A 24,192-nucleotide genomic window follows, 5' to 3' on the forward strand; every position below is an offset into this window, starting at 1 on the left:
TGTAGAAGCCGGGGGGACCGTATGGATCACGACCAAATGCAGGTCAAAAATGCTTATCCGGAGCTAACGGGCGAGGTGGATATGGTAGGGGCTCTACTGGACACCACCAGAGCCGACAGGGGAGGTGCGGCTGCGGCCGGTGACCGGAGAGTGCTGAAGCGCTTTCGCAGGTCAGTGGGCGAGCCGAAATCCGTGACCAACACCGCTGACCGTTCCCACCCCCGTAGCCCGAAGGGCACGGGAGGTGCGCCCCTCGCCGAGTCCGCCACCACCGCGACCTTCGCCACGGATGCGGACGCGACGTGGACGCCTCCTACCTGGGAGGAGATCGTCAGCACTCACAGCGCACGGGTCTACCGCCTCGCCTATCGGCTCACCGGTAACCAGCACGATGCCGAGGATCTCACCCAGGAAGTGTTCGTCCGCGTCTTCCGCTCGCTGTCGACGTACACCCCGGGCACCTTCGAGGGCTGGCTGCACCGCATCACCACCAATCTCTTCCTCGACATGGTCCGCCGCCGGCAGCGCATCCGCTTCGACGCGCTCGGCGAGGACGCGGCGGAGCGGCTCCCCAGCCGCGAGCCCTCTCCCCAGCAGCACTTCAACGACACCCACTTCGACGCGGATGTGCAGCAGGCGCTGGACACCCTCGCCCCGGAGTTCCGCGCCGCCGTGGTGCTCTGTGACATCGAGGGGCTGTCGTACGAGGAGATCGCGGCCACTCTGGGCGTCAAGCTGGGCACCGTGCGCAGCCGCATCCACCGCGGCCGCTCGCATCTGCGCAAGGCGCTGCAGCACCGCGCCCCCGCGGCGCGGACCGGGCAGCAGCATGAGGTCGCCGCGGTGGCGCCGGGTGTCACGGCCCCCCGGCTGAGCGGGGAGGTCGGAATCGCGTGACCCGATCAGGCGGTCCGTCCCCCGCCGAGCAGCATCTCGGCGACCGCCTTGCGGCTCTGGTCGACGGTGAGCTGGGGCATGACGCGCGGGAGCGCGTCCTCGCCCATCTCGCCACCTGCTGCAAGTGCAAGGCGGAGGCCGATGCTCAGCGTCGGCTGAAAAACGTGTTCGCCCAGACGGCGCCCCCGGCACCGTCGGAGGGCTTTCTGGCCCGTCTCCAGGGCCTGCCGGCCGCGGGCGGCGATGACGGTATGGGTGGCTCCCCGTTCGGGGGCTCGGGCGTCTTCGGCCCGCGCGATCTGCGCGGTGGGTCGCGGGACGTGCGCGAGCTGCGTGATGTGCGGGAGCCGGAGGAGAGACGGGAGCGGGCGTTCGCCTTCGTGCCCGCGATGCCCCCGGGCACCGCGATCGCACCGGCGGCGTCGGCCCGTGCCTCGCGTCAGCGCGGCTTCCGGATCCATGAGGTCGAGCGCCCCGCCCCGCGCCGCAGGTTCGCCTTCGCGGCGGCCGGAGCGGTCTCCCTGGCGGCCTTCGCGCTCGGCGCGGCCCTGCCGCTGGACGCGGCGGTCGACCCCCCGGGCAGTTCGGCCGACGGCGCCGACACCGCGGTCTCCCCGATGAGCGCCGACACCGCCGTGAACGCGGGCGTGCGGGAGCGCACCCGCCAGGAGGTGGGCCTGCTGGCCACCACGGACACCAGGACGGTCGCCCCGTCCCCGACGGCCACCCCGTCCCCACCGTCCCTGCGCCAGCCCGTGGCGGCGCTGAATCCGCTGATACAGCCGATTCTGTCGGTCACGGAGCTGCTGCGGGCGTCGAACTCCACGCCCCCGGCCCCCCGGCCGACCCAGCTGGAGGTCCCGTCCGGGCCCGCGTCGGGCGGCTCGCCGTACCTCGGGGTCAGCGCACCCCCGAAGTAGCGCGGAAGCGGTACGACGGCGATCACGGCGCCCAGTCTCCGGCCGTCCGTGTCGTTGCCGATGTCTTTGCCGATCATGACAAGGTCTTTTCGTCCGCCCTGCGCGAGCGCCGACGGACCTGATTGAATCGCCTCCGGGCAGCGCGACCCGGAGGCGGCGATGTATGCCCCGGACGGGTGCGGTCCCTGCCTGTCTGCGGGAACTTGGGGAGATCATGGACGAGCCGATGGCCGAGGCCCCTGGGCCCAAGCCGAAGCCGAGGTGGTGGAGCCGCCCGGCCGCCGCGCGACCCGGCGACCGGCCGAACGACGCGGTCGACGCGGCGGAGGGCGCCGAGGAGCGTACGGAGGCGGCCGCCGCGCAGGTGGCGCCGGAGCCGGTGGACGCCCCGGTGGAGGGCCCAGCGCCCGAGGAGCGGGCGCCCCGGCCGTTGCATGAGCCCGACCCGTACAGCACCCCGCCCTACGGCGGCCCGGGGCCGTGGGCCCCGGCCCCGCCCGTACAGCACCCGGTGGCGACCCCCGCGCAGGGCACGCATGTCCCGCCCGGGATGGCCCAGGCGCCGCCCCAGACGCCTCCCCAGGCGCCCGGGATGACCCCGCCGCACGGCACGCCGGTGCCGTCCGCCGTAGGGCCCGTACCGGGCCAGAGCGCGCCCCCGCCCATGCCGCACCACCCCGGGATGACCCCGCCGCACGGCACACAGCTGCCTCCGGGCTCCGGAGAGCCTCTCCAGGGCCACCAGAGCCACCAGGGCGTCCCCATGGCGCAGCCCGCCCAGGGCGCCCAGTGGGGCGGCTACGACCCCTGGACCGTGGTTCCGCCGCCCGCAGAGCGCGAGCGGAAGACCGTCTCCCGCCGCGGCGCCTGGATCGCCGTTCTGCTGATCGCCCTGGTCGCGGGGTGCCTCGGCGGCGGTATCGGCGCCTACGCGGAGCGGGACCGCGCCTCCGGGGGCGTCGATGTGAAGCTGCCGCAGGCCCCGGTCGAGAAGGAGGCCAGGTCCCCGGGCAGCGTCGCCGGGATCGCCGCCAGGTCGCTGCCCGGCGTGGTGACCATCCATGTGCGGGGCAGCGCGGAGGAGGGCACCGGCACCGGCTTCGTCCTCGACAAGCAGGGCCACATCCTCACCAACAACCACGTCGTCCAGCCCGCCGGCACGGACGGCGAGATATCGGTGACCTTCAACGGTGGCCAGGACGCCAAGGCCGAGGTGATCGGCCGGGACACCGGGTACGACCTCGCGGTGATCAAGGTGGACCGAGTCTCCGGGCTCACCCCGCTGCCGCTGGGCAACTCCGACTCGGTGCGCGTCGGCGACCCCGTCGTGGCCATCGGCGCCCCCTTCGACCTGGCGGGCACGGTCACCTCCGGGATCATCAGCGCCAAGGAGCGTCCCATCACGGCGGGTGGCGAGAAGGAGGACGGCAGCGACGTCAGCTATGTCGACGCGCTGCAGACCGACGCCCCGATCAACCCGGGCAACTCCGGCGGCCCCCTGGTCGACCGCAAGGCGCGGGTCATCGGGATCAACAGCGCGATCCGGGCGGCCGACGACGGCTCGGGCCTCGGCGGCGGCCAGGGCGGCAGCATCGGCCTGGGCTTCGCCATCCCGATCAACCAGGGCAAGCGGGTCGCCGAGGAGCTGATCAACACCGGGAAGGCCACCCATCCGGTCATCGGCGTCACCCTCGACATGGGCTACACGGGCGACGGCGCCCGGGTGAACACCAAGGGCGCCGGCGGCGGCGCGCCGGTCACCGCGGGCGGCCCCGGCGACAAGGCGGGGATCGAGCCCGGCGACGTGATCACGGAGGTGGACGGCGTCCGGGTGCACAGCGGCCAGGAGCTGATCGTGAAGATCCGCAGCCACCGCCCCGGGGACCGGCTCGGACTCACCGTCAGGCGCGACGGCAAGGAGCGTGCCGCGGAGCTGACCCTGGGCTCGGCGAGTAGCGGCTGACGCCCGTTGTTGGCCCGGCCGTCTCCCGCGCCGCCCCCACCGCCAGGTACGGTATTGAGTGGCCCAGGCCGGGGCCCAGACGTCTTGAGGAGCTGCAAGGTGTTGGACATAGGACCTCTCGAGCTTGTCGCGCTCGTTGTCCTTGCGGTGCTCGTCTTCGGCCCGGACAAGCTCCCGAAGGTGATTCGGGACGTGACGCAGTTCATCCGGAAGATCCGGGAGTTCTCCGACAGCGCCAAGGAGGACATCCGCTCCGAGCTGGGGCCGGAGTTCAAGGACTTCGAGTTCGAGGACCTCAACCCCAAGACCTTCGTGCGCAAGCACGTGATGGACTCCGATGAGTTCGGCCTGAAGGAGATCCGTAACGGCTTCGACCTCCGCAAGGAGATGGCGGAGGTCGCCGACGCGGTGCACGGCCGGGAGAGTGATCCGCCGCAGGGCTCTTCAGGGGCTTCCGACACCACCCCGCTGTCCCTGTCCAAGGACGACTCCAGCACGCCTGACCTGCTGCGCAAGCGCGAGGAGCCGGGGCGCGAGGAGCGCCCGCCGTTCGACTCCGACGCCACTTGATCCCCCCGTATGCCCGGCCTGGTTGACCCGTATGGCTATCCTCCCTTTGTCCGGGGTGAGGGTCGCCCGAGGGGGGCGGGCCGCCCACGACGCAGGGCAAACGAGGAGGCCGCGCGCACATGGAGACCACGGGTCGGCTAGGGGAACGAGGGGTGGCAGCGGCCGCGCAGGGGATGCCGGCCGACGCCCGGCGGAGTGTCGACGGCTATCTGATGGCCGCCTTCCCCTGGTACGGGCTTGACGAGGCGTTCACCGGCCCCCGCTGGCTGATGCAGGTGGGCGCGGCCGCGGACGGCATCGTCGAGTACGGCTCGACCGGCCATGGCGAGGAGCCGTCCCTGAAGGTCGAGACCGATATGGACCAGCAGCGCTTCACGGTGGTCGTCACCGTGGCCAGCCGCCCGGGGCGGGACAGCGCCGACGGTACCGGCAAGCTGGAGGCCACCTCGGTCTCCTCGGCCGCCTGGCTGGCCGGCTCCGGTCTGTTGTCGTGCACCTGGCCGACCCGCATGGAGCGGGCGCTGCGCCAGGACTGGCTGGACCAGCAGACCGCGATCGCCTGGGAGCTGGCGGACGACCTGGAGGGCGAGAGCTGGTCGCAGCTGTCGCTCCCGGTGGACGGGGTGCCGACCGACTTCCACTACCGCGAGTCGGAGTACGGCTGGGTGCTGGCCGGTACGGCGAACGAGGACGTGCACATCGGGGCGTACGGGCGCGGGATGAGCGCCTACGGCCTGGGCTTCGCCGTCGTGAAGGACATCGCCCGCTACGACGGGTAGGGGCCGTACCGCCGCTACGACGGGTAGGGGCGTACCGCACCCATGGCTCGGGGGCGGTTTCCCCAGGGAAACCGCCCCCGAGCCATGGGCCGTGGCCGAGCGCGCCCGCTCAGAACTTGTTGCGCGGGGTGACGCCCAGCGACATGCCCGCGAGGCCGCGCTGGCGGCCGCCGATCTTGCCCGCGATCGCCTTGAGCGCGCTGCCCGCCGGGGAGTCGGGGTCGGTCAGCACGACCGGCTTGCCCTCGTCGCCGCCCTCGCGCAGCCGTACGTCGATCGGGATGGAGCCCAGCACCGGCACCGTCGTCCCGGTGGTCCGGCTGAGTCCGTCGGCGACCACCTGGCCACCGCCGGTGCCGAAGACGTCGACCATCTCGTCGCAGTGCGGGCAGGGCAGCCCGGACATGTTCTCCACCACGCCGACGATCTTCTGATGGGTCTGGACGGCGATGGCGCCGGCCCGCTCGGCGACCTCGGCCGCGGCCTGCTGCGGCGTGGTCACCACCAGGATCTCGGCGTTGGGCACCAGCTGGGCGACGGAGATCGCGATGTCGCCGGTGCCCGGGGGGAGGTCGAGCAGCAGCACATCGAGGTCGCCCCAGTAGACATCGGCCAGGAACTGCTGGAGCGCGCGGTGCAGCATCGGCCCGCGCCAGACCACCGGGGCGTTCCCCGGGGTGAACATCCCGATCGAGATCACCTTCACGCCGTTCGCCGACGGCGGCATGATCATGTTCTCGACCTGGGTGGGCCGCCCGTCGGCGCCCAGCATGCGCGGCACCGAGTGGCCGTAGATGTCGGCGTCCACCACGCCGACCTTGAGCCCGTCCGCGGCCAGCGCGGCGGCCAGGTTGACCGTCACCGAGGACTTGCCGACCCCGCCCTTGCCGGAGGCCACCGCGTACACCCGGGTCAGCGAGCCGGGCTTGGCGAAGGGCACCTCGCGCTCGGCCTGGCCGCCGCGCAGCGAGGCGGCCAGCTCACGCCGCTGCTCGTCGCTCATCACCTCGAGGTCGACCGTGACTCCGGTCACACCCTCGACCCCGGCGACCGCCGTCCGCACATTGCTGGTGATCGTGTCCCGCATCGGACAGCCGGAGACCGTGAGATAGACCACCACGGCGACCGAGCCATCCGCCGCGATCTCGACGGATTTGACCATGCCGAGTTCGGTGATCGGCTTGTGGATCTCCGGGTCGTTGACCGTCGCGAGCGCGGCGCGTACCGCGTCTTCGCTCGGCGCTGGGAGGGTGTCGGTAGCCATACGGAGATGGTACGGCGCCGTGGGTGGGGCGCGGACGGCCGTCAGCGGTCGTGTTCCTCACTCGGCCGGGGTTCGCCGTGGCCGCCCGGCCGCGGGGCGCTCCGGCCGCCGTCCGGCCCCTGGCGCAGGTCCGCCAGCTGGTCGCGGAGCCAGTCGCGGGTGGCCACCTCGCCCAGGCCCGTGCGCAGCGCCGCAATCTCCCGGGTGAGGAACTCGGTGTCGGCGATGGACCGTTCGTTCTGCTTGCGGTCCTGTTCGAGATTGACCCGGTCCCGGTCGGCCTGCCGGTACTGGGCCAGCAGGATCAGCGGGGCGGAGTACGACGCCTGGAGCGAGAGCATCAGCGTCAGGAAGATGAACGGGAACGGGTCGAACCGCAGCCGCGGCGGCGCCAGGATGTTCCAGAGCAGCCATAAGGCCACGAAGACCGTCATCCAGGCGATGAACCGCCCGGTGCCCAGGAAGCGCGCGATCCGCTCCGACGCCTTGCCGAACGCCTCGGGGTCCCAGCGCGGCAGCGGGCTGCGGCGCCGCGCCCTGGGCCGGTCCAGACGGCCGCCGTCACCGTCCATCGGCGGCCTCCGGCAGGGCCATCCCGCCGTGCAGCTCGCGCTCCCGCCAGTCGGACGGCAGCAGATGGTCCAGGACGTCGTCGACCGTCACCGCGCCGAGCAGCGAGCCGGTCTCGTCCACGACGGGCGCCGCGAGCAGGTTGTACGTGGCCAGATGGCCGGCGACGACGGGCAGCGGGGTGTCCGGCGGCAGCGTCGGCAGATCGGCGTCGACGGCCGCGCCGACGAGGGTGAACGGCGGGTCGCGCAGCAGCCGTTGGAAGTGGATGATGCCCAGATAGCGCCCGGTGGGCGTCTGGTCGGGCGGGCGGCAGACATAGACCTGGGCGGCGAGCGCGGGGGTCAGGTCCTGGTCGCGCACCCGGGCGAGCGCGTCCGCGACGGTGGCGTCCGGGCGCAGCACGATCGGCTCGGTCGTCATCAGACCGCCCGCCGACCCCTCCTCGTACGACATCAGCCGCCGCATGTCCGCCGCGTCCCGGGGGCGCATCAGGTCCAGCAGCCGCTCCTTGTCGGGCTCGGGGAGTTCGGAGAGCAGATCGGCCGCGTCATCGGGGTCCATGGCCTCCAGGACGTCGGCCGCGCGCTCCTCCTTGAGCTTGCCGAGGATCTCCACCTGATCGTCGTCGGGCAGCTCCTCCAGGACGTCCGCGAGCCGCTCGTCGTCCAGGGCGGCCGCCACCTCGCCCCGGCGCTTGGCGGACAGGTGGTGCAGCACATTGGCCAGGTCGGCGGGGCGCAGCTGCTCGAAGGTGGCCAGCAGGTTCTCCGCGCCCTGCCCCTGCTCCTCCAGCGAGAAGCCGGTGACCGCCGACCAGTCCACGGTCAGCGCCTCGCCGCGGCGGCCCAGCGCGCGGGTCCTGCCGCGGCGGACGAAGACCTTGTCGACCTCCCAGTCCCGGCGCGCGGGCAGCTGGCTCATCGCCACGTCCAGGACCGTCACCGGGTCACCGGTCTCGACCAGCCGCACCGTGCGGTCGAGCAGTTCGCCGAGGACCAGGGTCTCGGTGGGGCGCTGTTCGAAGCGGCGCATGTTGAGCACGCCGGTGGTGATGACCTGGCCGGACTCCACACCGGTCACCCGGGTCATGGGCAGGAAGATCCGGCGGCGGCCGATCACCTCGACCACCAGGCCGAGCACCCGCGGCGGGCGGCCGGCCAGCCGCAGCATCGCCACGACATCGCGCACCCGCCCCACCTGGTCGCCGTTCGGGTCGAAGACGGCGACGCCCGCGAGATGCGAGACGAAGACCCGGGGGGTGCCTGTCGGCATGCCCTGCCTCCCCTCGTATCTGGGGCTTCCGTATCTGGGGCTTCCTTGTCAGGTTTCGTGGTCATTCAAGGCAATGATCCGCTCTTCACCGGGTTCAGGCTAACGTGCCCGCACCTGCCCTGCCGCCGGGCGAGGGCACCGCGGGACCCTGCGGACACCGCGGGACGGCACCGGTACGCTGCCCTACTGCACCGGCATCAGGAGGCAGAGCGGACGTGCGCACCCGGAACAGGGCTGTCGTTGCGGCGATGTGCGCGGGGTTGGCCGCCACGCTCGCCGCGTGTGGCGGCGGCGGTGGGGAGAAGGACCCCGACGCGGGGACCAACGGTGTGGGAAAGCTCCCCGCCACGAAGATCGAGAGCAGGGCCCGTCAGGCGGCCGCCGGCGCGCAGTCGGTGCGGCTCTCCGGCAGCCTCGTCACCAGCGGAGCCACCTACAAGCTGGACATGCGGCTCAAGGCCGACGGCGGCGCGGGCCAGGTCTCCACCAAGGGCTCCAGCTTCGAGCTGCTGCGCGTCGGCAAGGAGCTCTATCTCAAGGCCGACGCGGGCTTCTGGTCGCACGACGGCAAGGGTGAGGACCACAGCGGCGTGGGCAACGCGGCCGGCAAGCTGGACAACAAATATGTGAAGGTCCCCTCCGGCGACCCCTCCTACCAGCGGCTCAGCGGTTTCACCGATATGAAGCTGCTGCTCGACGGATTGCTCGGAATGCACGGCAAGATCGCCACAGGCGACCACGGGCAGGTGGACGGCGTGCGGACGATCAACATCAGCGCCGGCAAGGCCGGTGAGGGCGGCTCGCTCGACGTCTCCCTGGAGGGAAGGCCCTATCCGCTGCGGCTGCAGCGGGCGGGCGGTGCGGGCGTGATCCGGCTCGCGGACTGGAACAAGGGCTTCAAGCTCACCGCCCCGGAGAAGGGCCATGTGCTCGACTACGGACAGCAGATCCCGGAGACGCCGTAGACGCGAATGCGCCTGTGAGGCTCCAAGGACGCGTCCTTACGATGGTCGGGCAGCCGGGACGCGTCCTTACGGTCGTCAGCCGGCTAAACAGCTCAGAGGACGTCCGCCACGGGTTGGGCAGCGCCCCGAAGGGGCGCGGGGCTGTGTCGATGTGCGGCTCCGCCGCGTGGGCGCGACCAGCCACGACGGCGCCGCAGTCGGCCGACGACGCATCGCGACACTTCCAGCGGAGCGCTTAGGACGCGTCCTTACGGGCGTCACGGGCCCGCTTCTTGCGGCGGGTCAGGAGCTTGGGGAGCGCCGCCGGGATCGGGTGGCGGGTGGTCGCCGGGGACGGCAGCGGGGCCGCCGCCAGGGACCCGGTGGGGTGCTCGGCGAGCGCCCCGGGCGCGGGCTCCAGCCGCAGCACCCGGCATTCACGGGCCCAGCGCTCCGCGATGTGGTCGGCGTCGGCCGCGTTCAGCCGCTTGCCCTTGAGCTCGTCGACCGCCGCGGTCCACGCCTCGCCGCCCGGGGCCAGCTCGACCACCCGCGCGGACCAGCCCACCAGGCGCCCGCCCTTGTCCTTGCTGCGCACGGTCACGGTCGCGCTGCCGCCGTCGGCCAGCCCGAGGTCCTTCAGGGGCTGCTCGGCGGGCCCGTCCCCGACGAGACAGACCGCGCCCTCGTGCCAGATGTGCCACAGGGCGCGCGGGGCACCCTCGGTGCCCTGGACCCAGATGAGGGCGGACTTCTTGGCCGCCTCCTCGACAAGGGCACGGTCCATCGGCGTCTGCGTCATGCCGACAGCCTAGGCCAGCCACGCCACGTCCCAGCCCGTGAAATGTCAGTTCCGTAACAGGGCCACGCGCCTTACTCTGGCCGCGTGCCCACCGCCCGTGCAGCCCGCGCCTCAGCCTCCACCGCCACGCCCACCGCACCCGGTGACGGTGGCCGCTTCCACAGCGGTCCTGTGGACGTCGCGCTCCTTACGGTCGCCATCGCCGGGGTCTCGCTCTCCGCGCCGCTGGCCGCCGCGACGGTGGCGCCCGCGCTCGCCATCGCCTTCTGGCGCAACGCCATGGCGGTGGGCGCGCTCACCCCGTTCGCCCTGTGGCGCCACCGGGGCGAGCTGCGCGGGATGGGCCGCCGGACGGCGCTGCTGTCGGTCGGGGCGGGGGCGCTGCTCGCGGTGCACTTCGGGGCCTGGCTGCCGAGCCTGCACATGACCTCCGTGGCCTCCTCGACCGCGCTGGTGACCACCACCCCCATCTGGACGGCGCTGCTGCTGCGGCTGCGCGGCCACCGCCCGCCCACGCTCGCCTGGCTGGGCATGGGGCTGGCGATCCTCGGTGTGGTGATCCTCACCGGGGTCGATCTGTCCGCCTCGCCGCGCGCTCTGCTGGGCGACGGGCTCGCGCTGCTGGGCGGAATCGCGGCGGCCGGGTACGTGCTGCTCGGGGCGGAGGTGCGCCGTTCGGTGAGCACCACCGCGTACGCCTACGTCTGCTACACCACCACCAGCGTGCTCCTGCTGCTGACCTGCCTGGTGGCGGGCGCGGAGCTCGGCGGCTACAGCGGCACCACCTGGCTGCGGCTGGCCGCGCTGACGGTCACCGCGCAGCTGCTGGGGCACACCCTCATCAACCGGGTGGTCAAGGGCCTCGGCCCGTCCGTCACCTCGACCGCGATCCTGCTGGAGACGCCGGGGGCGGCCCTGATCGCGGCCCTGTGGCTGGGCCAGATGCCGCCCGTGGCCGCCTACCCGGCGCTCGCGGTGATCCTCGTCGGACTCGGGCTGGTCATCATGGCGGACGGGAAGGGCGCGTCGAACGAACCCGGCTGATGAGTGCGAGCCCAACCCGGCTGATGAGCGCGGGCCCGACCCGGCTGATGAGCGCGGGCCCGACCCGGCTGATGACGCGGGCTCGCCCGGCTGACGAGCGAAGGCCCGACCCGGCCGCCGAGGGCTCGACCCGGCCGATGAGGGCCCGCCCGCCGTCCGGCCCTACAGCCAGCCGTTGCGCTTGAAGCCGCGGTGGATCACGAAGCAGATGCCCACCGTGACGACGAGCACGGTCGGGTAGCCGAACTTCCAGCGCAGCTCCGGCATGTAGTCGAAGTTCATGCCGTAGATCCCCGCGATCATCGTCGGCACGGCGAAGATCGCCGCCCAGGACGTGATCTTCCGCATGTCCTCGTTCTGCGCGACCGTGGCCTGCGCCAGATTGGCCTGGAGGATCGAGTTCAGCAGGTCGTCGAAGGCCAGCACCTGCTCGTTGACCCGCGCGAGATGGTCCGCGACATCCCGGAAGTACTTCTGGATGTCCGGGTCCACCAGCCGCATCGGACGCTCGCTCAGCAGCTGCATCGGCCGCAGCAGCGGCGAGACGGCCCGCTTGAACTCCAGGACCTCGCGCTTGAGCTGGTAGATCCGGCCCGCGTCGCCGCCCCGCCGGGAGGTCGCGGCGGAGAAGACGTCGATCTCGACCTCGTCGATGTCGTCCTGGACCGCGTCGGCGACCGCGAGATAGCCGTCGACCACCTGGTCGGCGATGGCGTGCAGCACCGCCGAGGGGCCCTTGGCGAGCAGCTCCGGGTCCTGCTGGAGCCGGTGGCGCAGGGCGCGCAGCGAGCCCTGACCGCCGTGCCGGACGGTCACGATGAAGTTCCGGCCGGTGAAGCACATCACCTCACCGGTCTCCACGACCTCGCTGGTCGAGGTGAGTTCGGCGTGCTCCACGTAGTGGATGGTCTTGAAGACGGTGAAGAGGGTGTCGTCGTACCGCTCCAGCTTGGGCCGCTGGTGCGCCTGCACCGCGTCCTCGACCGCCAGCGGGTGCAGCCCGAACTCCTGGGCGATCCCCGCGAACTCGCGCTCGGTCGGCTCGTGCAGCCCGATCCAGGCGAACCCGCCCTCGTCGCGGACCCGCTCCATGGCCTTCGCCGGGCTCACGTGGTCGCTGACCCGCTTGCCGTCGCGGTAGACCCCGCAGTCGACCACGGCGCTGGTGACCGACGGGTCACGCGTCGCGTCGTAGTCGCTGGCGGTACGGGAACGGCGCAGGGCGGGCCGAACGGCTGCACGCAGGTCACGGATCATCGACATGACGGGCTCCTTCACAGGCCGGCCGTCAGCGGCGGGCGCGCGGCGCAGCGCGGCGCCCGGAAGGTGGACGTACGACATCCCGTGTCCGTACGTCCGCAAAGCGGGCGGCGCTCCGTGCGATGGCGCTGACGGAAGGTTCTTCGGAACTGAACAAAGCGGTACGAAGGCGCTCTACCGTCAGATGCCCTGGATGCGAGTGGGCTTCGCGTGTTTCACCGCCCAGCGGCGGGGTACGGAAGGCTCAGATCATGAAGTCGCATACCAAGGGGAAATGGCGGGAGAACTATCGGTACTGCACGGTCGACTAGGATCCACCGCAGCCCCACCTCCTCCGGCCGGTCCCCCGTGGGGGACGATCTGTAACTCCCTGGGCAGGGATTAAGGCTATCAGTCGGCAGAACCGTTACGTCGCCGCTTTGCCTGTTCGATACGCGATCTATGCTCACCGCATGTCAGACGTTCTTCAGCTGGTCGAGGCCCGGTTGATCACCGCGCTGGGCGAGCCGGACGCCCGCGCCGCCGTCACATTCGTCGGTACCGACCGCATTGAGGTGCTGCGATTCCGCGATGAGAGCGATGTGATCCGCTACGCCACCCTCGGCATGTCGGACCATCCGATGACCAGCCCGACCGCCGCCGTCGCCGACCCGCTGCGCGGGCCGCGCGCCGAGCTGGTGCTGACCGTAAGGACGGGCGGTTCCGGTCCCGACCTCTCCGTCCTCGACGAGGTGCTCCGCCCGCTCGCCGTGCTGGCCGCCTCGCCCCAGGTCGAGGGGGTCGTGGTGACCCCCGGCGCGTCGCTGGACCTCGGCGGGCCGCTGTGGCCCGGGGCGCCCTTCAGCTCCGTCCTGGTCGCCGAACCGGGCGGCCTGGTCGAGGACTTGGAGCTGCTGGAGCCCCTGGAGCCGGTGCGCTTCCTGCCGATGCTGCCGATGACCACGAACGAGGCGGCGTGGAAGCGGGTGCACGGCGCCGGCGCCCTCCAGGACCGCTGGCTGCGGCACGGCACGGATCTGCGCGACCCGGTGCGGACCGGGGTGCCGCTGTCGGGCTGAGACGGGGTGCCGCTGTCGGGCTGAGATCCGTACGGAAGCCCCGCAACGCCCCCGGGCGCGGGGCCGGGGGTGCCGCGGCGGGGTCGGACCGGTACCGCGGCGGGGCCGGACGGGAACTGGTGCGGGAAGTGACCTCCGGACGGGTGATCGTCCTTGACGCGGCGACGACCGGGGAGGACCGTGGGGCCCTATGAGGGGCGAACCCAGTTGCCCGAAGTGCGGTGGCCGGGTGCGAGCGCCCGGTCTATTCGCCGACTCCTGGCAGTGCGGTGTGCACGGCATGGTGCACCCCCTCCAGCCGGTCGTCCCGCCGAGCGTCGAAGCACTCGTGGTCGTCACCAACCGTGCCCGGGTGCCCGTATGGATGCCGTGGCCATTGCCCGTGGGCTGGCTGTTCACCGGTGTGGCCTGCGCCGGGGACGATCGCAGCGGTGGCCGCGCCACCGCCGTGGCCTGCTCCGGCCCCGGACCGCTGGGCGGCCCGGGTGAGCTGCTGCTGATCGCCGAGGAGCTGGGCGTCGGCCTCGGTGCGCGTTTCGCGGGCCTCCCGGGGCCCGATCCGGGGCCGGGGATGCGGGTGGACAAGCCGCCGCACGTCAAGGTGCTGGCCGCCGGTCGGCCCACCCCGCTGTGGCATGTCGAGGGCACCCCGGACGACCGCGCGGTCTTCGCGGGCGAGGCCTGCGGGCTGTGGCTGTGGGCGGTTGTCTGGCCCGAGCAGACCGGGCTGCTGATGTACGACGAGATGGTGCTCACCGATCTGCGGGACGCGGGGGCCGAGGTCGATCTGGTGCCCTGCGGGGCGCTCTCCCCGAGGCTGCTCTCGCCCTGAGCCCGTTCGCCTCTGGGCCGGCACGTCATGCATGTGCTGGTACGTCATGCACAGGTCAGGGCCCGCCGACGCGGGCAGGCGCGGGCGTGGTTATGCTGGGGCGTCCCCTCGGTCCATCCCGAACGCAGCTTGGAGCCCGTGCCGTGCGCATCGATCTGCACACCCACTCCACTGCGTCGGACGGTACGGACACCCCCGCCGAGCTGGTACGGAACGCCGCAGCCCAGGGTCTGGACGTCGTCGCGCTCACGGACCACGACACCGTCGGCGGCTATGAGGAGGCGACGAAGGCGCTGCCCTCCGGGCTGACGCTGGTCACCGGCGCCGAGCTGTCCTGCCGTCTGAACGGGGTGAGCCTGCACATGCTGGCGTACCTCTTCGACCCGGCCGAGCCCGAGCTGGCGCGCGAGCGCGAGCTGGTGCGCGACGACAGGGTGCCCCGGGCCCGCGCGATGGTCGTGAAGCTGCGCGAGCTGGACGTGCCGATCACCTGGGAGCGGGTGGCGGAGATCGCCGGGGACGGGGCCGTCGGACGGCCGCACATCGCCACCGCGCTGGTCGAGCTGGGCGTCGTGGAGAGCGTCTCGGACGCCTTCACCCAGGACTGGCTGGCCGACGGCGGCCGGGCGCATGTGGAGAAGCACGAGCTGGACCCCTTCGAGGCCATCCGGCTGGTCAAGGGCGCCGGCGGGGTCGCGGTCTTCGCGCATCCGCTGGCCGTCAAGCGTGGCCAGTGCGTACCGGAGAGCGCGATCGGCGAGCTGGCAGCGGCGGGCCTCGACGGTATCGAGGTCGACCATATGGACCACGCCGAGGACACCCGGGCGCGGCTGCGCGGTCTCGCCGCTGAGCTCGGCGTGCTCACCACCGGCTCCAGCGACTATCACGGCAGCCGTAAGACCTGCCGGCTCGGCGAGTACACGACCGACCCCGAGATCTACGGGGAGATCGTGCGCCGGGCGACCGGGGCCTTCCCGGTGCCGGGCACGGGTGGCTGAGCCCCCGCTCTTCCCGCTGCTTCTCCCTCCACTCCGTCTTTCCTCCGTTTCCCTTACCGCGTCAGCACCGCACCGCTGCTCGTCCACGCAAGGCCATTCACCGTGTTCGACTCCGCCGTCTTCGGCTCCCTCTTCCTCACCCTGTTCGTGATCATGGACCCGCCGGGTATCACGCCCATCTTCCTGGCGCTGACCTCGGGCCGCCCGGCCAAGGTGCAGCGCAGGATGGCGGGCCAGGCGGCGGCCGTCGCCTTCAGTGTCATCGCCGTCTTCGGCATCGGGGGTCAGCAGATCCTCGACTATCTGCATGTCTCGGTTCCCGCGCTGATGATCGCGGGCGGGCTGCTGCTCCTGCTGATCGCGCTCGATCTGCTCACCGGTAAGAACGACGAGCCGACCCAGACCAAGGACGTCAATGTCGCCCTCGTCCCGCTCGGCATGCCGCTGCTGGCCGGGCCGGGCGCGATCGTCTCGGTGATCCTCGCCGTCCAGCACGCCCATGGGATCGGCGATCAGGTGGCGGTGTGGACCGCGATCGCGGCCATGCATGTCGTGCTGTGGGTCACCATGCGCTACTCGCTGCTGATCATCCGCGTGATCAAGGAAGGGGGAGTGGTGCTGGTCACCCGGCTGTCCGGCATGATGCTCTCCGCCATCGCGGTCCAGCAGATCATCAACGGCGTCATCCAGGTGGCCCACACCGCCTGACACGCGCGAGCGCCCCCGTACCGTCTGTACGGGGGCGCTCGGCGCTCTGTGCTGCTGGGAGGGCCTTACGGCACTACCGGGCGGCGGTGTCGGCTGGACGGATGTAGATGCGCTGGCCGATTGCGGCGGCCTGCTGCACGATCCGGTTGACGGAGGCGGCGTCTACGACGGTGCTCTCGATGGCGCTGCCATCGATGTCGTCCAGGCGCATGATCTCGAAGCGCAAGGCTTCTCCCTTCGTCTGATCCTCCTGAAGGAGAACTGATGTGTACGGAGTCGCGCAGCGTCGCTGCCGCGCCCTCCTGTACGTGTTCAACCAGAGGGTCCCCCGAAAACATTCCCTACGCTAATAAAAATTTTTCGCAGCCTAAGTATCCGCTGGTAGCCGGGGCAGGGTCCGGTTGTGCCCCTCACGGAGCCGCCCGGAGAATGAACCGCGTATGAGTGAAGCCATGCCTCCGGGCCAACAAGACCTCGCCTCGATCGTCGCGGGCATCGAACGCACGAACGAGCTGCTGCAGCGCGTACTCGCCGAGGTCGCGACCACCCCCTCGACTCACGCGATCTTCGTGGACGCGGGGTATGTCTACGCGGCCGCCGGGCGGCTGGTCGCGGGCACGGAGGACCGCCGGGCGTTCGAGCTGGACGCCGAGGGGATCATCGAGGCGTTCATCGACAAGGCGCGCATGATCTTCCCGGACAGCCGGCTGTTGCGCGTCTACTGGTTCGACGGCGCCCGGCGCCGGATCCACACCCCGGAGCAGCAGGGCATCGCGGAGCTGCCCGATGTCAAGGTCCGGCTCGGCAACCTCAACGCCAACAACCAGCAGAAGGGCGTCGATTCGCTCATCCGCTCCGACCTGGAGTCCCTCGCCCGCCACCGCGCCATCGGCGACGCCGTGCTGATCGGCGGCGACGAGGACCTCGTCTCCGCCGTCGAGGCGGCCCAGGGCTACGGGGCACGCGTCCACCTCTGGGGCATCGAGGCCCTCGACGGTCGCAACCAGGCCGAGCCGCTGCTGTGGGAGGTCGACAGCCAGCGCACCTTCGACCTCGACTTCTGCAAGCCGTATGTCACCCGGCGCGCCACCGGTTACGAGCCGAACGGCGACGCGCCCCTGTGCGGGCCCGCCCCGACCCGGGACGAGGTGCGCTTCGTCGGGGCGCAGATCGCCGCCCAGTGGCTGTCCTCACGCGGCCGTGAGACCCTCGCCGAGCTGTTGCCGGGCCATCCGTATCTGCCCGGCTCCGTGGACCAGGAGCTGCTGATCGACGCGGAGGGGCTGCTGCGGCTCTCGCTGCGCGCCCACGCCGATCTGCGGCGCGCGCTGCGGGACGGCTTCTGGGAGCATCTGCAGGCGCAGTACTGAGCCTGCGGGGTTTTGCGGGGTTTTGGGTGGGCTTCGGGCTCGGCCGACGCCTTAGTTCTCATGAGTTGTCATGAGTTCTCAGCCGATGTCGCGCCAGAAGGAGATCAGGGCGTCGGCGGTGGGATGGGCCCGCTCGGCGTTGGGGGAGTGCCCGGCCCCGTCGATCACGGTCCGGCGGGCGGCCAGTCGTCCGGCCATCTCGTCCATCAGCGGCACCGGCCAGGCGTAGTCCGCCTCGCCCGACAGCACATGGACGCGCAGCCGCAGCGCCGCCAGCTCATCGACCCGGTCCGGCTCGTCGGACAGCTGCCGCCCGGTGACGATTAGCTGCTCCGGTACGGTCCCGAGCCAGCGCTGGTGCAGGAACTCCGCCACCCCGGGCGGTGTCGACTCATCGGCGGCCTCGGGCGGATCCAGCTCGCGCATCGCCTGCCATACGGACTCCATGTCCATCACGGTCAGCGCGTCGATCAGCAGCTTGATCCGGGCGCGCTGCGGGGCGGAGATGGCCGCCGGGCCGGAACTCATGATCGTCAGCGAGGCGAACGCCCCCGGGTCGCGCAGCGCGGCGGTCCGCGAGATCAGCCCGCCGAGCGAATGCCCGAGCACATGGACGGGGTCCTCGGTCGCCGCGCTCAGGGCGGTGACCTGCGCGAGCAGGTCCTGCGCCAGCTCGTCCTGGGCGTACACGGCCTCCTTACGGGGGCCAGGGCTCTCGTGCTGCCCCCGGCCGTCGACGGCGACGGCCCGGAAACCGGCCGCGGCGAGCGGCTCCAGCAGCGCGATGAAGTCCTCCTTGCTCCCGGTGAACCCCGGGACCAGCAGGACGGTCCCGCGCGCCGCCGAGGCGGGCCGCGCGTCATGGACGGCGAACTCGCCGCGCGCGGTCCGGAGACGGTACGCGCGGGCGCTCGCGGGCAGTGTGAGAAAGGGCGGCCTGCTCATGGGACGAGGCTATACAGCCCGCGGGAAACGGCACATGAACGCCCAGGGGCCCGTACCGCGGTGTCGCGGTACGGGCCCCTGGGCGTGTTGCCGCGGCGTAGTGCCGTAGCGCCGTGGTGCCGTTGTGCCGGATCAGCTCTCGACCGTGGCCTCGACGGTCTCGGCCGCCTTGGCACGCGTACGGCGCCGGGGCTTGGCGGGCGCGGCCTCGGCCTCGGCCTCGTCCACCGCCGGTGCCGCCGTGGCGGCCTTGGCGCGCGTACGACGCCGCGGCTTGGTGGCCTCGTCGCCGTCGGCGGCCTCGGTGGTGCCTTCGGCGCTCGCGACAGCGGCCTCCGCGGCCTTCGTCGCCTTGGCGCGGGTGCGCCGCGGCTTGGCGGGAGCCTCGGCGGCATCCGCCTCCGGCTCCGGCTGCGCGTCGGCGGTGTCGGCCTTGGCGGCGGCGCGAGTGCGACGTCGGGGCTTGGCCTCCTCCGTCGTCCCTTCGGCCGTCTCGACGGCGGTCTCGGCCGTCTCGGTGGCCTTACGGGTGCGGCGCCGGGGCTTGGTCGCCTCGGTGGTGCCCTCGGCCGTCTCGACGGCGGCTTCCGCTGCCTCGGCGGCCTTACGGGTGCGACGGCGCGGCTTGGCAGGGGCCTCGGCGGTCTCGGTGGCGTCCACCGTGTCCGTCGTCCCTTCGGCCGTCTCGACGGCGGCTTCCGCCGTTTCGGTGGCCTTACGGGTGCGGCGCCGGGGCTTGGCCTCCTCCGTCGTCCCTTCGGCCGTCTCGACGGCGGCTTCCGCCGCTTCGATGGCCTTACGGGTGCGGCCGCGCGGCTTGGCGGCTTCGGCGGCCTCGGTGGTGCCCTCGGTGCCCTCGGCCGTCTCGACGGCCTCCGCGGCCTTGGCGCGGGTCCGGCGGCGCGGCTTCGCGGGGGCCTCCACGGCCTCCGGAGCCTCCACCGTCGTCACAGCCGTCACTGCGGCTTCCGCCGCTTCCGCCGCTTCCGCCGCCTCGGCGGCGTGCGCGTCATCCGTGGACTCGGCCATGCCGCTCTCGGCCGCCTCGGTGGCCCTCGCGCTCCGCGTACGGCGGCGGCGCGGCTTGGCGGCGGCCTCGGCGGGCTCCGCCTCCGGCTGGGCCGCCTCCGCCGTGTCGACGGCGGCCGTGGCCGCCTCGGAGCCGGCCGTCGCCGTGCCGCCGCGCGTACGGCGGCGTCGGCGGGGCCGACGGGGCTCGGTGGCACCCTCGGCGGTGTCGGAGGCGGCCTCGGCCGCCTCCGCGCTCTCCGGGGCGCCCGCGCCGTCCTGGGTCACACCGCCACGGGTGCGGCGCCGGACCCGGCGGTTGCGCGCGGGGCGCTCCTCCGCGGCCGGGGCGGCGGCGGCCCGGCGGCCGCGGCCGCCACGGCCACCGGTCTCGCCCAGGTCCTCGACCTCCTCGGCGGCGAGCCCGGCCCGGGTGCGCTCGGCGCGCGGGAGCACACCGGTGATGCCCTGGGGGATGCTCAGCAGCTCGAAGAGGTGGTCGGAGGTGGAGTACGTCTCCTCCGGGTCGTTGAACGGCAGGTCCAGCGCCTTGTTGATCAGCTGCCAGCGCGGGATGTCGTCCCAGTCGACGAGCGTGATCGCGATGCCCGAGGCGCCCGCGCGACCCGTACGGCCGATGCGGTGCAGATAGGTCTTCTCGTCCTCGGGCGACTGGTAGTTGATCACATGCGTGACGCCCTCGACGTCGATGCCGCGCGCGGCGACGTCGGTGCACACCAGCACATCGACCTTGCCGTTGCGGAAGGCGCGCAGCGCCTGCTCGCGCGCCCCCTGGCCGAGGTCGCCGTGGACCGCGCCGGAGGCGAAACCACGGCGCGCGAGCTGATCGGCGATGTCGGCGGCGGTGCGCTTCGTACGGCAGAAGATCATCGCGAGGCCGCGGCCATCGGCCTGCAGCACTCGCGCCACGACCTCCGGCTTGTCCATGGAGTGGGCGCGGAAGACATGCTGGGTGATGTTGGCCACGGTGGCGCCCTCGTCGTCCGGCGCGGTGGCACGGATGTGCGTGGGCTGCGACATGTAGCGCCGGGCCAGCGAGATGACCTGGCCCGGCATGGTGGCCGAGAAGAGCATCGTCTGGCGTTTGGCGGGCAGCAGCTGGATGATCTTCTCGACGTCGGGCAGGAAGCCCAGATCGAGCATTTCATCGGCCTCGTCCAGGACGAGCGCCTTGACGGAGGAGAGCCGCAGCTTCTTCTGGCCCGCCAGGTCCAGCAGTCGGCCCGGGGTGCCGACGACCACGTCGACGCCCTTCTTCAGGGCCTCGACCTGCGGTTCGTAGGCGCGGCCGCCGTAGATCGACAGGACGCGGACGGCGCGGACCTTACCGGCGGTCAGCAGGTCGTTGGTCACCTGCTGACACAGCTCGCGGGTGGGGACGACCACGAGCGCCTGCGGGGCGTCGGTCAGCTGCTCGGGCTTGGCCCGGCCGGCCTCGACGTCCGCGGGGACGATGACGCGCTCCAGCAGGGGGAGGCCGAAGCCCAGCGTCTTGCCGGTGCCGGTCTTGGCCTGGCCGATGACGTCGGTGCCGGAAAGGGCGACCGGAAGCGTCATCTCCTGGATGGGGAACGGGGACGTGATGCCGACGGCTTCCAGGGCCTCGGCAGTCTCGGGGAGGATCCCGAGTTCTCGGAAGGTGGTCAGGATGCTTGCCTCTTCTGTGAGCGCGGCGGGAGGCGGCGAAGGGGGTCGCACGGCGCCCGGGTGCACCGGCCTTGGGGACGGCCGATTCGGCGCGGGACCACGGCCTTCGCTCGAGCGCACACGCCGCGAGCGGGTCCCTCCTGCCATGCGCACAAGTGATGTGCGCCGCGCGGAGGGCGGTCGGGTTTGGAGCCGATCGGGCCACCGACCGGGCATCCGCATTCGTGGAACAACCCGCCGATACTCGACGGGCGCATTTATCACTGTACCCCGTAAGCGCGCATCTGTGACCGGGCTGTCCGATGCGGGGCCTCCGTGGGCATGGCTGACCAGGGCCTTCCCCGGGGCGCGGAGCGGGCTATTGTGCGCTTCATGGAGACGCCTGACACGCCTGAGACGCCCGCCGCGACCACCGGGGACCGCGCCGGGGACGACGCAGCTCCGGGGAAGGGCGACGGGGAGAAGGCCCCGGAGCCCACCGGGATCGCCGCCCAGGACTGGGACACGGCGGCCGCCGATCCGCAGTACCGGGCCGCCGTGGTGGATCTGCTCGGCGCCCTCGCCTACGGCGAGCTGGCCGCCTTCGAGCGGCTGGCGGAGGACGCGAAGCTGGCGCCCACCCTCGAGGACAAGGCGGAGCTGGCGAAGATGGCGTCCGCCGAGTTCCACCACTTCGAGCGGCTTCGGGGGCGGCTCTCGGCGATCGGCGAGGAGCCGACGGAGGCGATGGAGCCGTTCGCGGCGGCGCTGGACGGGTTCCACCGTCAGACCGCGCCGTCCGACTGGCTCGAGGGCCTCGTCAAGGCGTATGTGGGCGATTCGATCGCCAGTGACTTCTACCGCGAGGTCGCGGCCCGGCTGGACTCCGACACCCGCGATCTGGTGCTCCAGGTGCTCGACGACACCGGCCACGCCTCCTTCGCGATCGAGAAGGTGCGGGCCGCGATCGAGGCCGATCCGCGGGTCGGCGGGCGGCTGGCGCTGTGGGCGCGGCGGCTGATGGGCGAGGCGCTGTCGCAGGCCCAGCGGGTGGTCGCGGACCGCGACGCGCTCTCCACGATGCTGGTCGGCGGGCTGGCCGACGGCTTCGACCTGGCGGAGGTGGGCCGGATGTTCTCCCGGATCACCGAGGCCCACACCAAGCGGATGGCCGCCCTGGGGCTCTCCGCCTAGGTTCGAACGACTGCGGAAACGACTACGGAACGGGGGGCTCCGGCGGCCGATGGCACTCCGGAGCCCGGTCGGACAGGGACTGAGGGCCTGTGTCCAAGGGCTCCAAGGGCCTGGGCTTACAGACCTGCGGCCTTATGGGCCTGCGGCCTTATGGACCTGCGGCCTTACGCCGGGCCTGCGGCCTTACGCCGGGACCGAACGCCGACGGCCCGTCCTGGCCGGGCGGATGAGCAGCGACAGCAGCGCCGCCGCGAAGCCGAGCGCGACGATCAGCACGGCCGCCGTGTGCCCCGAGCCCAGCACCGTATGGGTCAGCAGAGCGCCCAGAAGCGCGGCGGCGGGGCCGGTGGACAGGACGAGGGGCCGTGCGGGCAGCCTTCGGGGGAGCCGGTTGAGCGCCCCGTACGCGATGACGAGACCGATCAGTACCGAGGCGAGCGCTTCCCAGAACAGCATTGGCGCGTCCTTCCCGTGAGCGGACCGGGACCGATACGTGATCACGAGTCGGTCACGCCCGTCCTACCCGTGCCCGACCGGAGGCAATCCTGTCCATGGGGGCGGTCTGTGGCGCAGGTCGGGCCGGGGGCGTGCGTGCGAGCGCAAACAGCGGCGGGGTCCGGTGGTTTTCGTTCCACCGGACCCCGCCGCTGTGGGTGAATCCTCAGGCCGCGCCGAAACCGACCTTGCGGGCGGACGGCTCGCCGAGCTCGACGTAGGCGAGCCGGTCGGACGGGACCAGGACCTTACGGCCGTGGGCGTCCTCCAGGGCCAGCACCTGAGCCTTGCCGCCGAGCGCCTCGGCCACCAGGCGCTCGACCTCCTCGGCAGACTGCCCGCTCTCCAAGGTGATCTCGCGGGGCGCGTGCTGCACGCCGATCTTGACCTCCACGGCCTTGTCCCTCCGACGGTCAACTGGGGTAGCGCGGCCATCCGCGCTGTACCCAGCACACACTAGCCGGGCCGGGACACCCGCCGGGGGTCGCGGGCGCACGCCGGCAGCGAACACGCCCGCCGCCGCGAACACGTCTCTTCGCGGCCGGGAACGGTTCCCGGCCGCTGAGTGGCCGCGCCCCGGCCGCCCCGCCGCGCTCAGCGGGTCCGCTCGGCGGTCCCGCTCAGTGGCCGCCCTCGGACCCGTGCAGCGGGAAGCCCGCGATACCCCGCCAGGCCAGCGAGGTGAGCAACTGCACAGCGGAGTCCCGCGGCACGGCGCTCTCACTGGAGAGCCAGTAGCGCGCGACCACCTGGGACACCCCGCCGAGGCCCACGGCCAGCAGCATCGACTCGTCCCGGGACAGCCCGGTGTCCTCGGCGATGACCTCACAGATCGCCTCGGCGCACTGCAGCGAGACGCGGTCCACGCGCTCGCGCACCGCGGGCTCGTTGGTCAGGTCGGACTCGAAGACGAGCCGGAAGGCGCCGCCTTCCTCCTCGACGTAGGCGAAGTACGCCTCCATGGTCGCCGCGACGCGCTGCTTGTTCTCGGTGGTCGAGGCGAGCGCGGTGCGCACCGCCTGGAGCAGGGCGTCGCAGTGCTGGTCGAGCAGGGCCAGATACAGCTCCAGCTTGCCCGGGAAGTGCTGGTACAGCACCGGCTTGCTGACCCCGGCGCGCTCGGCGATGTCATCCATCGCGGCCGCGTGGTAGCCCTGCGCGACAAAGACCTCCTGAGCCGCCCCCAGCAGCTGATTACGTCGGGCTCGGCGCGGCAGGCGCGTACCCCGTGGGCGCGCCTCGGTCTGCTCGATGGCTGTCACGCCGCCTCCCAATGAATGATCCCTGTGCACGATGTCCATCGCGCCCGCCATCGTACTTTTGGGTAACAGTGCGGCGCGCTGTTCGTGCGGAGAATTTCACGTACCGGACTCTATGAAAAGCCCATAAATGACGCTGGTCACCGATAGTCCTCCTCGTTCTCCTCGACGATCCGTGCCTGTTCCGCCCGGTCGGCCTCGTTGGCTTCCATGGACTCGTCGGCCCTGGGCCGTTCGTCGCGGCGGGAGATCACCTCGCGGTGCTGTTCGACGGCGTCCGCCTCGGGAGCCTCGACGTCGCGCCCGGCGGCTTCGTCGGTGTTCTCCACGGAGTCCTCGAAGGTGTCGGGGTCGGTTGGGTCGATGGACATGTACTCCCCTTCCCTGTTC

The 24,192-nt window shown here is 72.1% G+C and carries 25 protein-coding genes; 13 read left to right on the forward strand and 12 right to left on the reverse strand.

All coding sequences use genetic code 11. The features are described from left to right. The first annotated feature begins 81 nt into the window (after nt 1-81). The 5 genes from sigE (at nt 82) to JK364_RS34320 (ending at nt 5,129) form a co-directional block, all read left to right on the forward strand. Entirely contained in the window at nt 82-897 is an 816-nt protein-coding gene (gene sigE, locus JK364_RS34300; protein WP_201855256.1) for an RNA polymerase sigma factor SigE, read from the forward strand. Continuing rightward, complete coding sequence (locus tag JK364_RS34305) at nt 894-1,817, forward strand: anti-sigma factor family protein (protein ID WP_201855257.1); 924 nt, start codon at nt 894-896, stop codon at nt 1,815-1,817. The genes sigE and JK364_RS34305 overlap by 4 nt, the downstream gene beginning before the upstream one ends. 214 nt (nt 1,818-2,031) lie before the next feature. Continuing rightward, a complete protein-coding gene (locus tag JK364_RS34310) occupies nt 2,032-3,780 on the forward strand; it encodes a trypsin-like peptidase domain-containing protein (RefSeq protein WP_201855258.1) in 1,749 nt (582 codons plus the stop codon). Between the two features lie 99 nt (nt 3,781-3,879). Continuing rightward, nucleotides 3,880-4,350: a sec-independent translocase gene (locus tag JK364_RS34315; RefSeq protein WP_201855259.1), complete on the forward strand. Its 471-nt coding sequence runs from the start codon at nt 3,880-3,882 to the stop codon at nt 4,348-4,350. Between the two features lie 119 nt (nt 4,351-4,469). Continuing rightward, nucleotides 4,470-5,129, forward strand: a complete 660-nt coding sequence (locus JK364_RS34320; RefSeq protein ID WP_201855260.1) for a hypothetical protein — start codon at nt 4,470-4,472, stop codon at nt 5,127-5,129. Between the two features lie 109 nt (nt 5,130-5,238). Here the strand turns inward: JK364_RS34320 and JK364_RS34325 are convergent, their stop codons facing one another. From JK364_RS34325 to JK364_RS34335, 3 genes are read right to left on the reverse strand one after another with little or no spacing between them, the layout of a single operon-like run. Then, nucleotides 5,239-6,393, reverse strand: a complete 1,155-nt coding sequence (locus tag JK364_RS34325; protein WP_201855261.1) for an Mrp/NBP35 family ATP-binding protein — start codon at nt 6,391-6,393, stop codon at nt 5,239-5,241. Nucleotides 6,394-6,434: 41 nt separating this feature from the next. Continuing rightward, entirely contained in the window at nt 6,435-6,965 is a 531-nt protein-coding gene (locus JK364_RS34330; RefSeq protein ID WP_201855262.1) for a DUF1003 domain-containing protein, read from the reverse strand. After that, complete coding sequence (locus tag JK364_RS34335) at nt 6,955-8,238, reverse strand: magnesium transporter MgtE N-terminal domain-containing protein (RefSeq protein WP_201855263.1); 1,284 nt, start codon at nt 8,236-8,238, stop codon at nt 6,955-6,957. Before JK364_RS34335 ends, JK364_RS34330 begins: the two co-directional genes overlap by 11 nt. A gap of 215 nt (nt 8,239-8,453) precedes the next feature. Here JK364_RS34335 and JK364_RS34340 point away from each other — a divergent pair, with 215 nt between their 5' ends. Then, the gene (locus JK364_RS34340) at nt 8,454-9,203 is read left to right on the forward strand and encodes a hypothetical protein (RefSeq protein WP_201855264.1); all 750 of its coding nucleotides are present in this window, start codon (nt 8,454-8,456) and stop codon (nt 9,201-9,203) included. Between the two features lie 235 nt (nt 9,204-9,438). Here the strand turns inward: JK364_RS34340 and JK364_RS34345 are convergent, their stop codons facing one another. Next, nucleotides 9,439-9,984 (reverse strand): hypothetical protein, encoded by a 546-nt coding sequence (locus JK364_RS34345; protein WP_201855265.1) that lies wholly within the window; start codon nt 9,982-9,984, stop codon nt 9,439-9,441. An 84-nt stretch (nt 9,985-10,068) separates the two neighbouring features. On the opposite strand from JK364_RS34345, the gene JK364_RS34350 reads away from it, so the two are divergent. Beyond that, on the forward strand, nt 10,069-11,028 hold the full coding sequence (locus JK364_RS34350; RefSeq protein WP_201855266.1) for a DMT family transporter: 960 nt from the start codon (nt 10,069-10,071) through the stop codon (nt 11,026-11,028). A 162-nt stretch (nt 11,029-11,190) separates the two neighbouring features. Here JK364_RS34350 and corA read toward each other — a convergent pair whose 3' ends face one another. Further along, on the reverse strand, nt 11,191-12,291 hold the full coding sequence (corA, locus tag JK364_RS34355; protein WP_201855267.1) for a magnesium/cobalt transporter CorA: 1,101 nt from the start codon (nt 12,289-12,291) through the stop codon (nt 11,191-11,193). 449 nt (nt 12,292-12,740) lie between these two features. On the opposite strand from corA, the gene JK364_RS34360 reads away from it, so the two are divergent. From JK364_RS34360 to JK364_RS34375, 4 genes are all read left to right on the forward strand, one after another. Then, complete coding sequence (locus JK364_RS34360) at nt 12,741-13,346, forward strand: suppressor of fused domain protein (protein ID WP_201855268.1); 606 nt, start codon at nt 12,741-12,743, stop codon at nt 13,344-13,346. 190 nt (nt 13,347-13,536) lie between these two features. Beyond that, a complete protein-coding gene (locus JK364_RS34365; protein WP_201855269.1) occupies nt 13,537-14,178 on the forward strand; it encodes a DUF6758 family protein in 642 nt (213 codons plus the stop codon). A 143-nt stretch (nt 14,179-14,321) separates the two neighbouring features. Beyond that, a complete protein-coding gene (locus JK364_RS34370; RefSeq protein WP_201855270.1) occupies nt 14,322-15,176 on the forward strand; it encodes a PHP domain-containing protein in 855 nt (284 codons plus the stop codon). Nucleotides 15,177-15,278: 102 nt separating this feature from the next. Beyond that, the gene (locus tag JK364_RS34375) at nt 15,279-15,884 is read left to right on the forward strand and encodes a MarC family protein (protein WP_201855271.1); all 606 of its coding nucleotides are present in this window, start codon (nt 15,279-15,281) and stop codon (nt 15,882-15,884) included. A gap of 73 nt (nt 15,885-15,957) precedes the next feature. Here JK364_RS34375 and JK364_RS34380 read toward each other — a convergent pair whose 3' ends face one another. Further along, a complete protein-coding gene (locus JK364_RS34380; RefSeq protein ID WP_020868604.1) occupies nt 15,958-16,110 on the reverse strand; it encodes a DUF8834 family protein in 153 nt (50 codons plus the stop codon). A 214-nt stretch (nt 16,111-16,324) separates the two neighbouring features. Here JK364_RS34380 and JK364_RS34385 point away from each other — a divergent pair, with 214 nt between their 5' ends. Next, nucleotides 16,325-17,254, forward strand: coding sequence for an NYN domain-containing protein (locus JK364_RS34385; protein WP_201855272.1), 930 nt, complete (start codon nt 16,325-16,327; stop codon nt 17,252-17,254). A 78-nt stretch (nt 17,255-17,332) separates the two neighbouring features. Here JK364_RS34385 and JK364_RS34390 read toward each other — a convergent pair whose 3' ends face one another. Together JK364_RS34390 and JK364_RS34395 are read right to left on the reverse strand one after the other, a co-directional pair. Further along, a complete protein-coding gene (locus tag JK364_RS34390; RefSeq protein WP_201855273.1) occupies nt 17,333-18,199 on the reverse strand; it encodes an alpha/beta fold hydrolase in 867 nt (288 codons plus the stop codon). A 132-nt stretch (nt 18,200-18,331) separates the two neighbouring features. Next, the gene (locus tag JK364_RS34395; protein WP_201855329.1) at nt 18,332-20,785 is read right to left on the reverse strand and encodes a DEAD/DEAH box helicase; all 2,454 of its coding nucleotides are present in this window, start codon (nt 20,783-20,785) and stop codon (nt 18,332-18,334) included. Between the two features lie 453 nt (nt 20,786-21,238). Between JK364_RS34395 and JK364_RS34400 the strand changes: the two genes are divergently transcribed. Beyond that, on the forward strand, nt 21,239-22,048 hold the full coding sequence (locus tag JK364_RS34400) for a ferritin-like fold-containing protein (RefSeq protein WP_201855274.1): 810 nt from the start codon (nt 21,239-21,241) through the stop codon (nt 22,046-22,048). A gap of 183 nt (nt 22,049-22,231) precedes the next feature. On the opposite strand, the gene JK364_RS34405 is transcribed toward JK364_RS34400, so the two are convergent. From JK364_RS34405 to JK364_RS34420, 4 genes are all read right to left on the reverse strand, one after another. Then, nucleotides 22,232-22,504 carry a hypothetical protein gene (locus tag JK364_RS34405; RefSeq protein WP_201855275.1) on the reverse strand — a complete coding sequence of 91 codons (273 nt, stop codon included), beginning with the start codon at nt 22,502-22,504 and terminating at the stop codon, nt 22,232-22,234. 205 nt (nt 22,505-22,709) lie between these two features. Continuing rightward, entirely contained in the window at nt 22,710-22,937 is a 228-nt protein-coding gene (locus tag JK364_RS34410; RefSeq protein ID WP_201855276.1) for a DUF3107 domain-containing protein, read from the reverse strand. Between the two features lie 226 nt (nt 22,938-23,163). After that, nucleotides 23,164-23,805 (reverse strand): TetR/AcrR family transcriptional regulator, encoded by a 642-nt coding sequence (locus JK364_RS34415; protein WP_201855277.1) that lies wholly within the window; start codon nt 23,803-23,805, stop codon nt 23,164-23,166. Nucleotides 23,806-23,942: 137 nt separating this feature from the next. Next, a complete protein-coding gene (locus tag JK364_RS34420; RefSeq protein ID WP_201855278.1) occupies nt 23,943-24,173 on the reverse strand; it encodes an Rv3202a family protein in 231 nt (76 codons plus the stop codon). Nucleotides 24,174-24,192: the final 19 nt, after the last annotated feature.

It is taken from the genome of Streptomyces endocoffeicus (assembly GCF_016741935.1).
In the GTDB taxonomy this organism is placed as follows: Bacteria; Actinomycetota; Actinomycetes; order Streptomycetales; family Streptomycetaceae; genus Streptomyces; species Streptomyces endocoffeicus.

What these genes read in the sequence shown, in the direction of transcription:
- sigE (WP_201855256.1), top strand. Translation starts at nt 82, where the DNA reads ATGGTAGGGGCTCTACTGGACACCACCAGAGCCGACAGGGGAGGTGCG.
- JK364_RS34310 (WP_201855258.1), top strand. Translation starts at nt 2,032, where the DNA reads ATGGACGAGCCGATGGCCGAGGCCCCTGGGCCCAAGCCGAAGCCGAGG.
- JK364_RS34320 (WP_201855260.1), top strand. Translation starts at nt 4,470, where the DNA reads ATGGAGACCACGGGTCGGCTAGGGGAACGAGGGGTGGCAGCGGCCGCG.
- JK364_RS34325 (WP_201855261.1), bottom strand. Translation starts at nt 6,393, where the DNA reads ATGGCTACCGACACCCTCCCAGCGCCGAGCGAAGACGCGGTACGCGCC.
- JK364_RS34330 (WP_201855262.1), bottom strand. Translation starts at nt 6,965, where the DNA reads ATGGACGGTGACGGCGGCCGTCTGGACCGGCCCAGGGCGCGGCGCCGC.
- JK364_RS34335 (WP_201855263.1), bottom strand. Translation starts at nt 8,238, where the DNA reads ATGCCGACAGGCACCCCCCGGGTCTTCGTCTCGCATCTCGCGGGCGTC.
- JK364_RS34345 (WP_201855265.1), bottom strand. Translation starts at nt 9,984, where the DNA reads ATGACGCAGACGCCGATGGACCGTGCCCTTGTCGAGGAGGCGGCCAAG.
- corA (WP_201855267.1), bottom strand. Translation starts at nt 12,291, where the DNA reads ATGTCGATGATCCGTGACCTGCGTGCAGCCGTTCGGCCCGCCCTGCGC.
- JK364_RS34360 (WP_201855268.1), top strand. Translation starts at nt 12,741, where the DNA reads ATGTCAGACGTTCTTCAGCTGGTCGAGGCCCGGTTGATCACCGCGCTG.
- JK364_RS34365 (WP_201855269.1), top strand. Translation starts at nt 13,537, where the DNA reads ATGAGGGGCGAACCCAGTTGCCCGAAGTGCGGTGGCCGGGTGCGAGCG.
- JK364_RS34385 (WP_201855272.1), top strand. Translation starts at nt 16,325, where the DNA reads ATGAGTGAAGCCATGCCTCCGGGCCAACAAGACCTCGCCTCGATCGTC.
- JK364_RS34390 (WP_201855273.1), bottom strand. Translation starts at nt 18,199, where the DNA reads ATGAGCAGGCCGCCCTTTCTCACACTGCCCGCGAGCGCCCGCGCGTAC.
- JK364_RS34395 (WP_201855329.1), bottom strand. Translation starts at nt 20,785, where the DNA reads ATGACGCTTCCGGTCGCCCTTTCCGGCACCGACGTCATCGGCCAGGCC.
- JK364_RS34405 (WP_201855275.1), bottom strand. Translation starts at nt 22,504, where the DNA reads ATGCTGTTCTGGGAAGCGCTCGCCTCGGTACTGATCGGTCTCGTCATC.
- JK364_RS34420 (WP_201855278.1), bottom strand. Translation starts at nt 24,173, where the DNA reads ATGTCCATCGACCCAACCGACCCCGACACCTTCGAGGACTCCGTGGAG.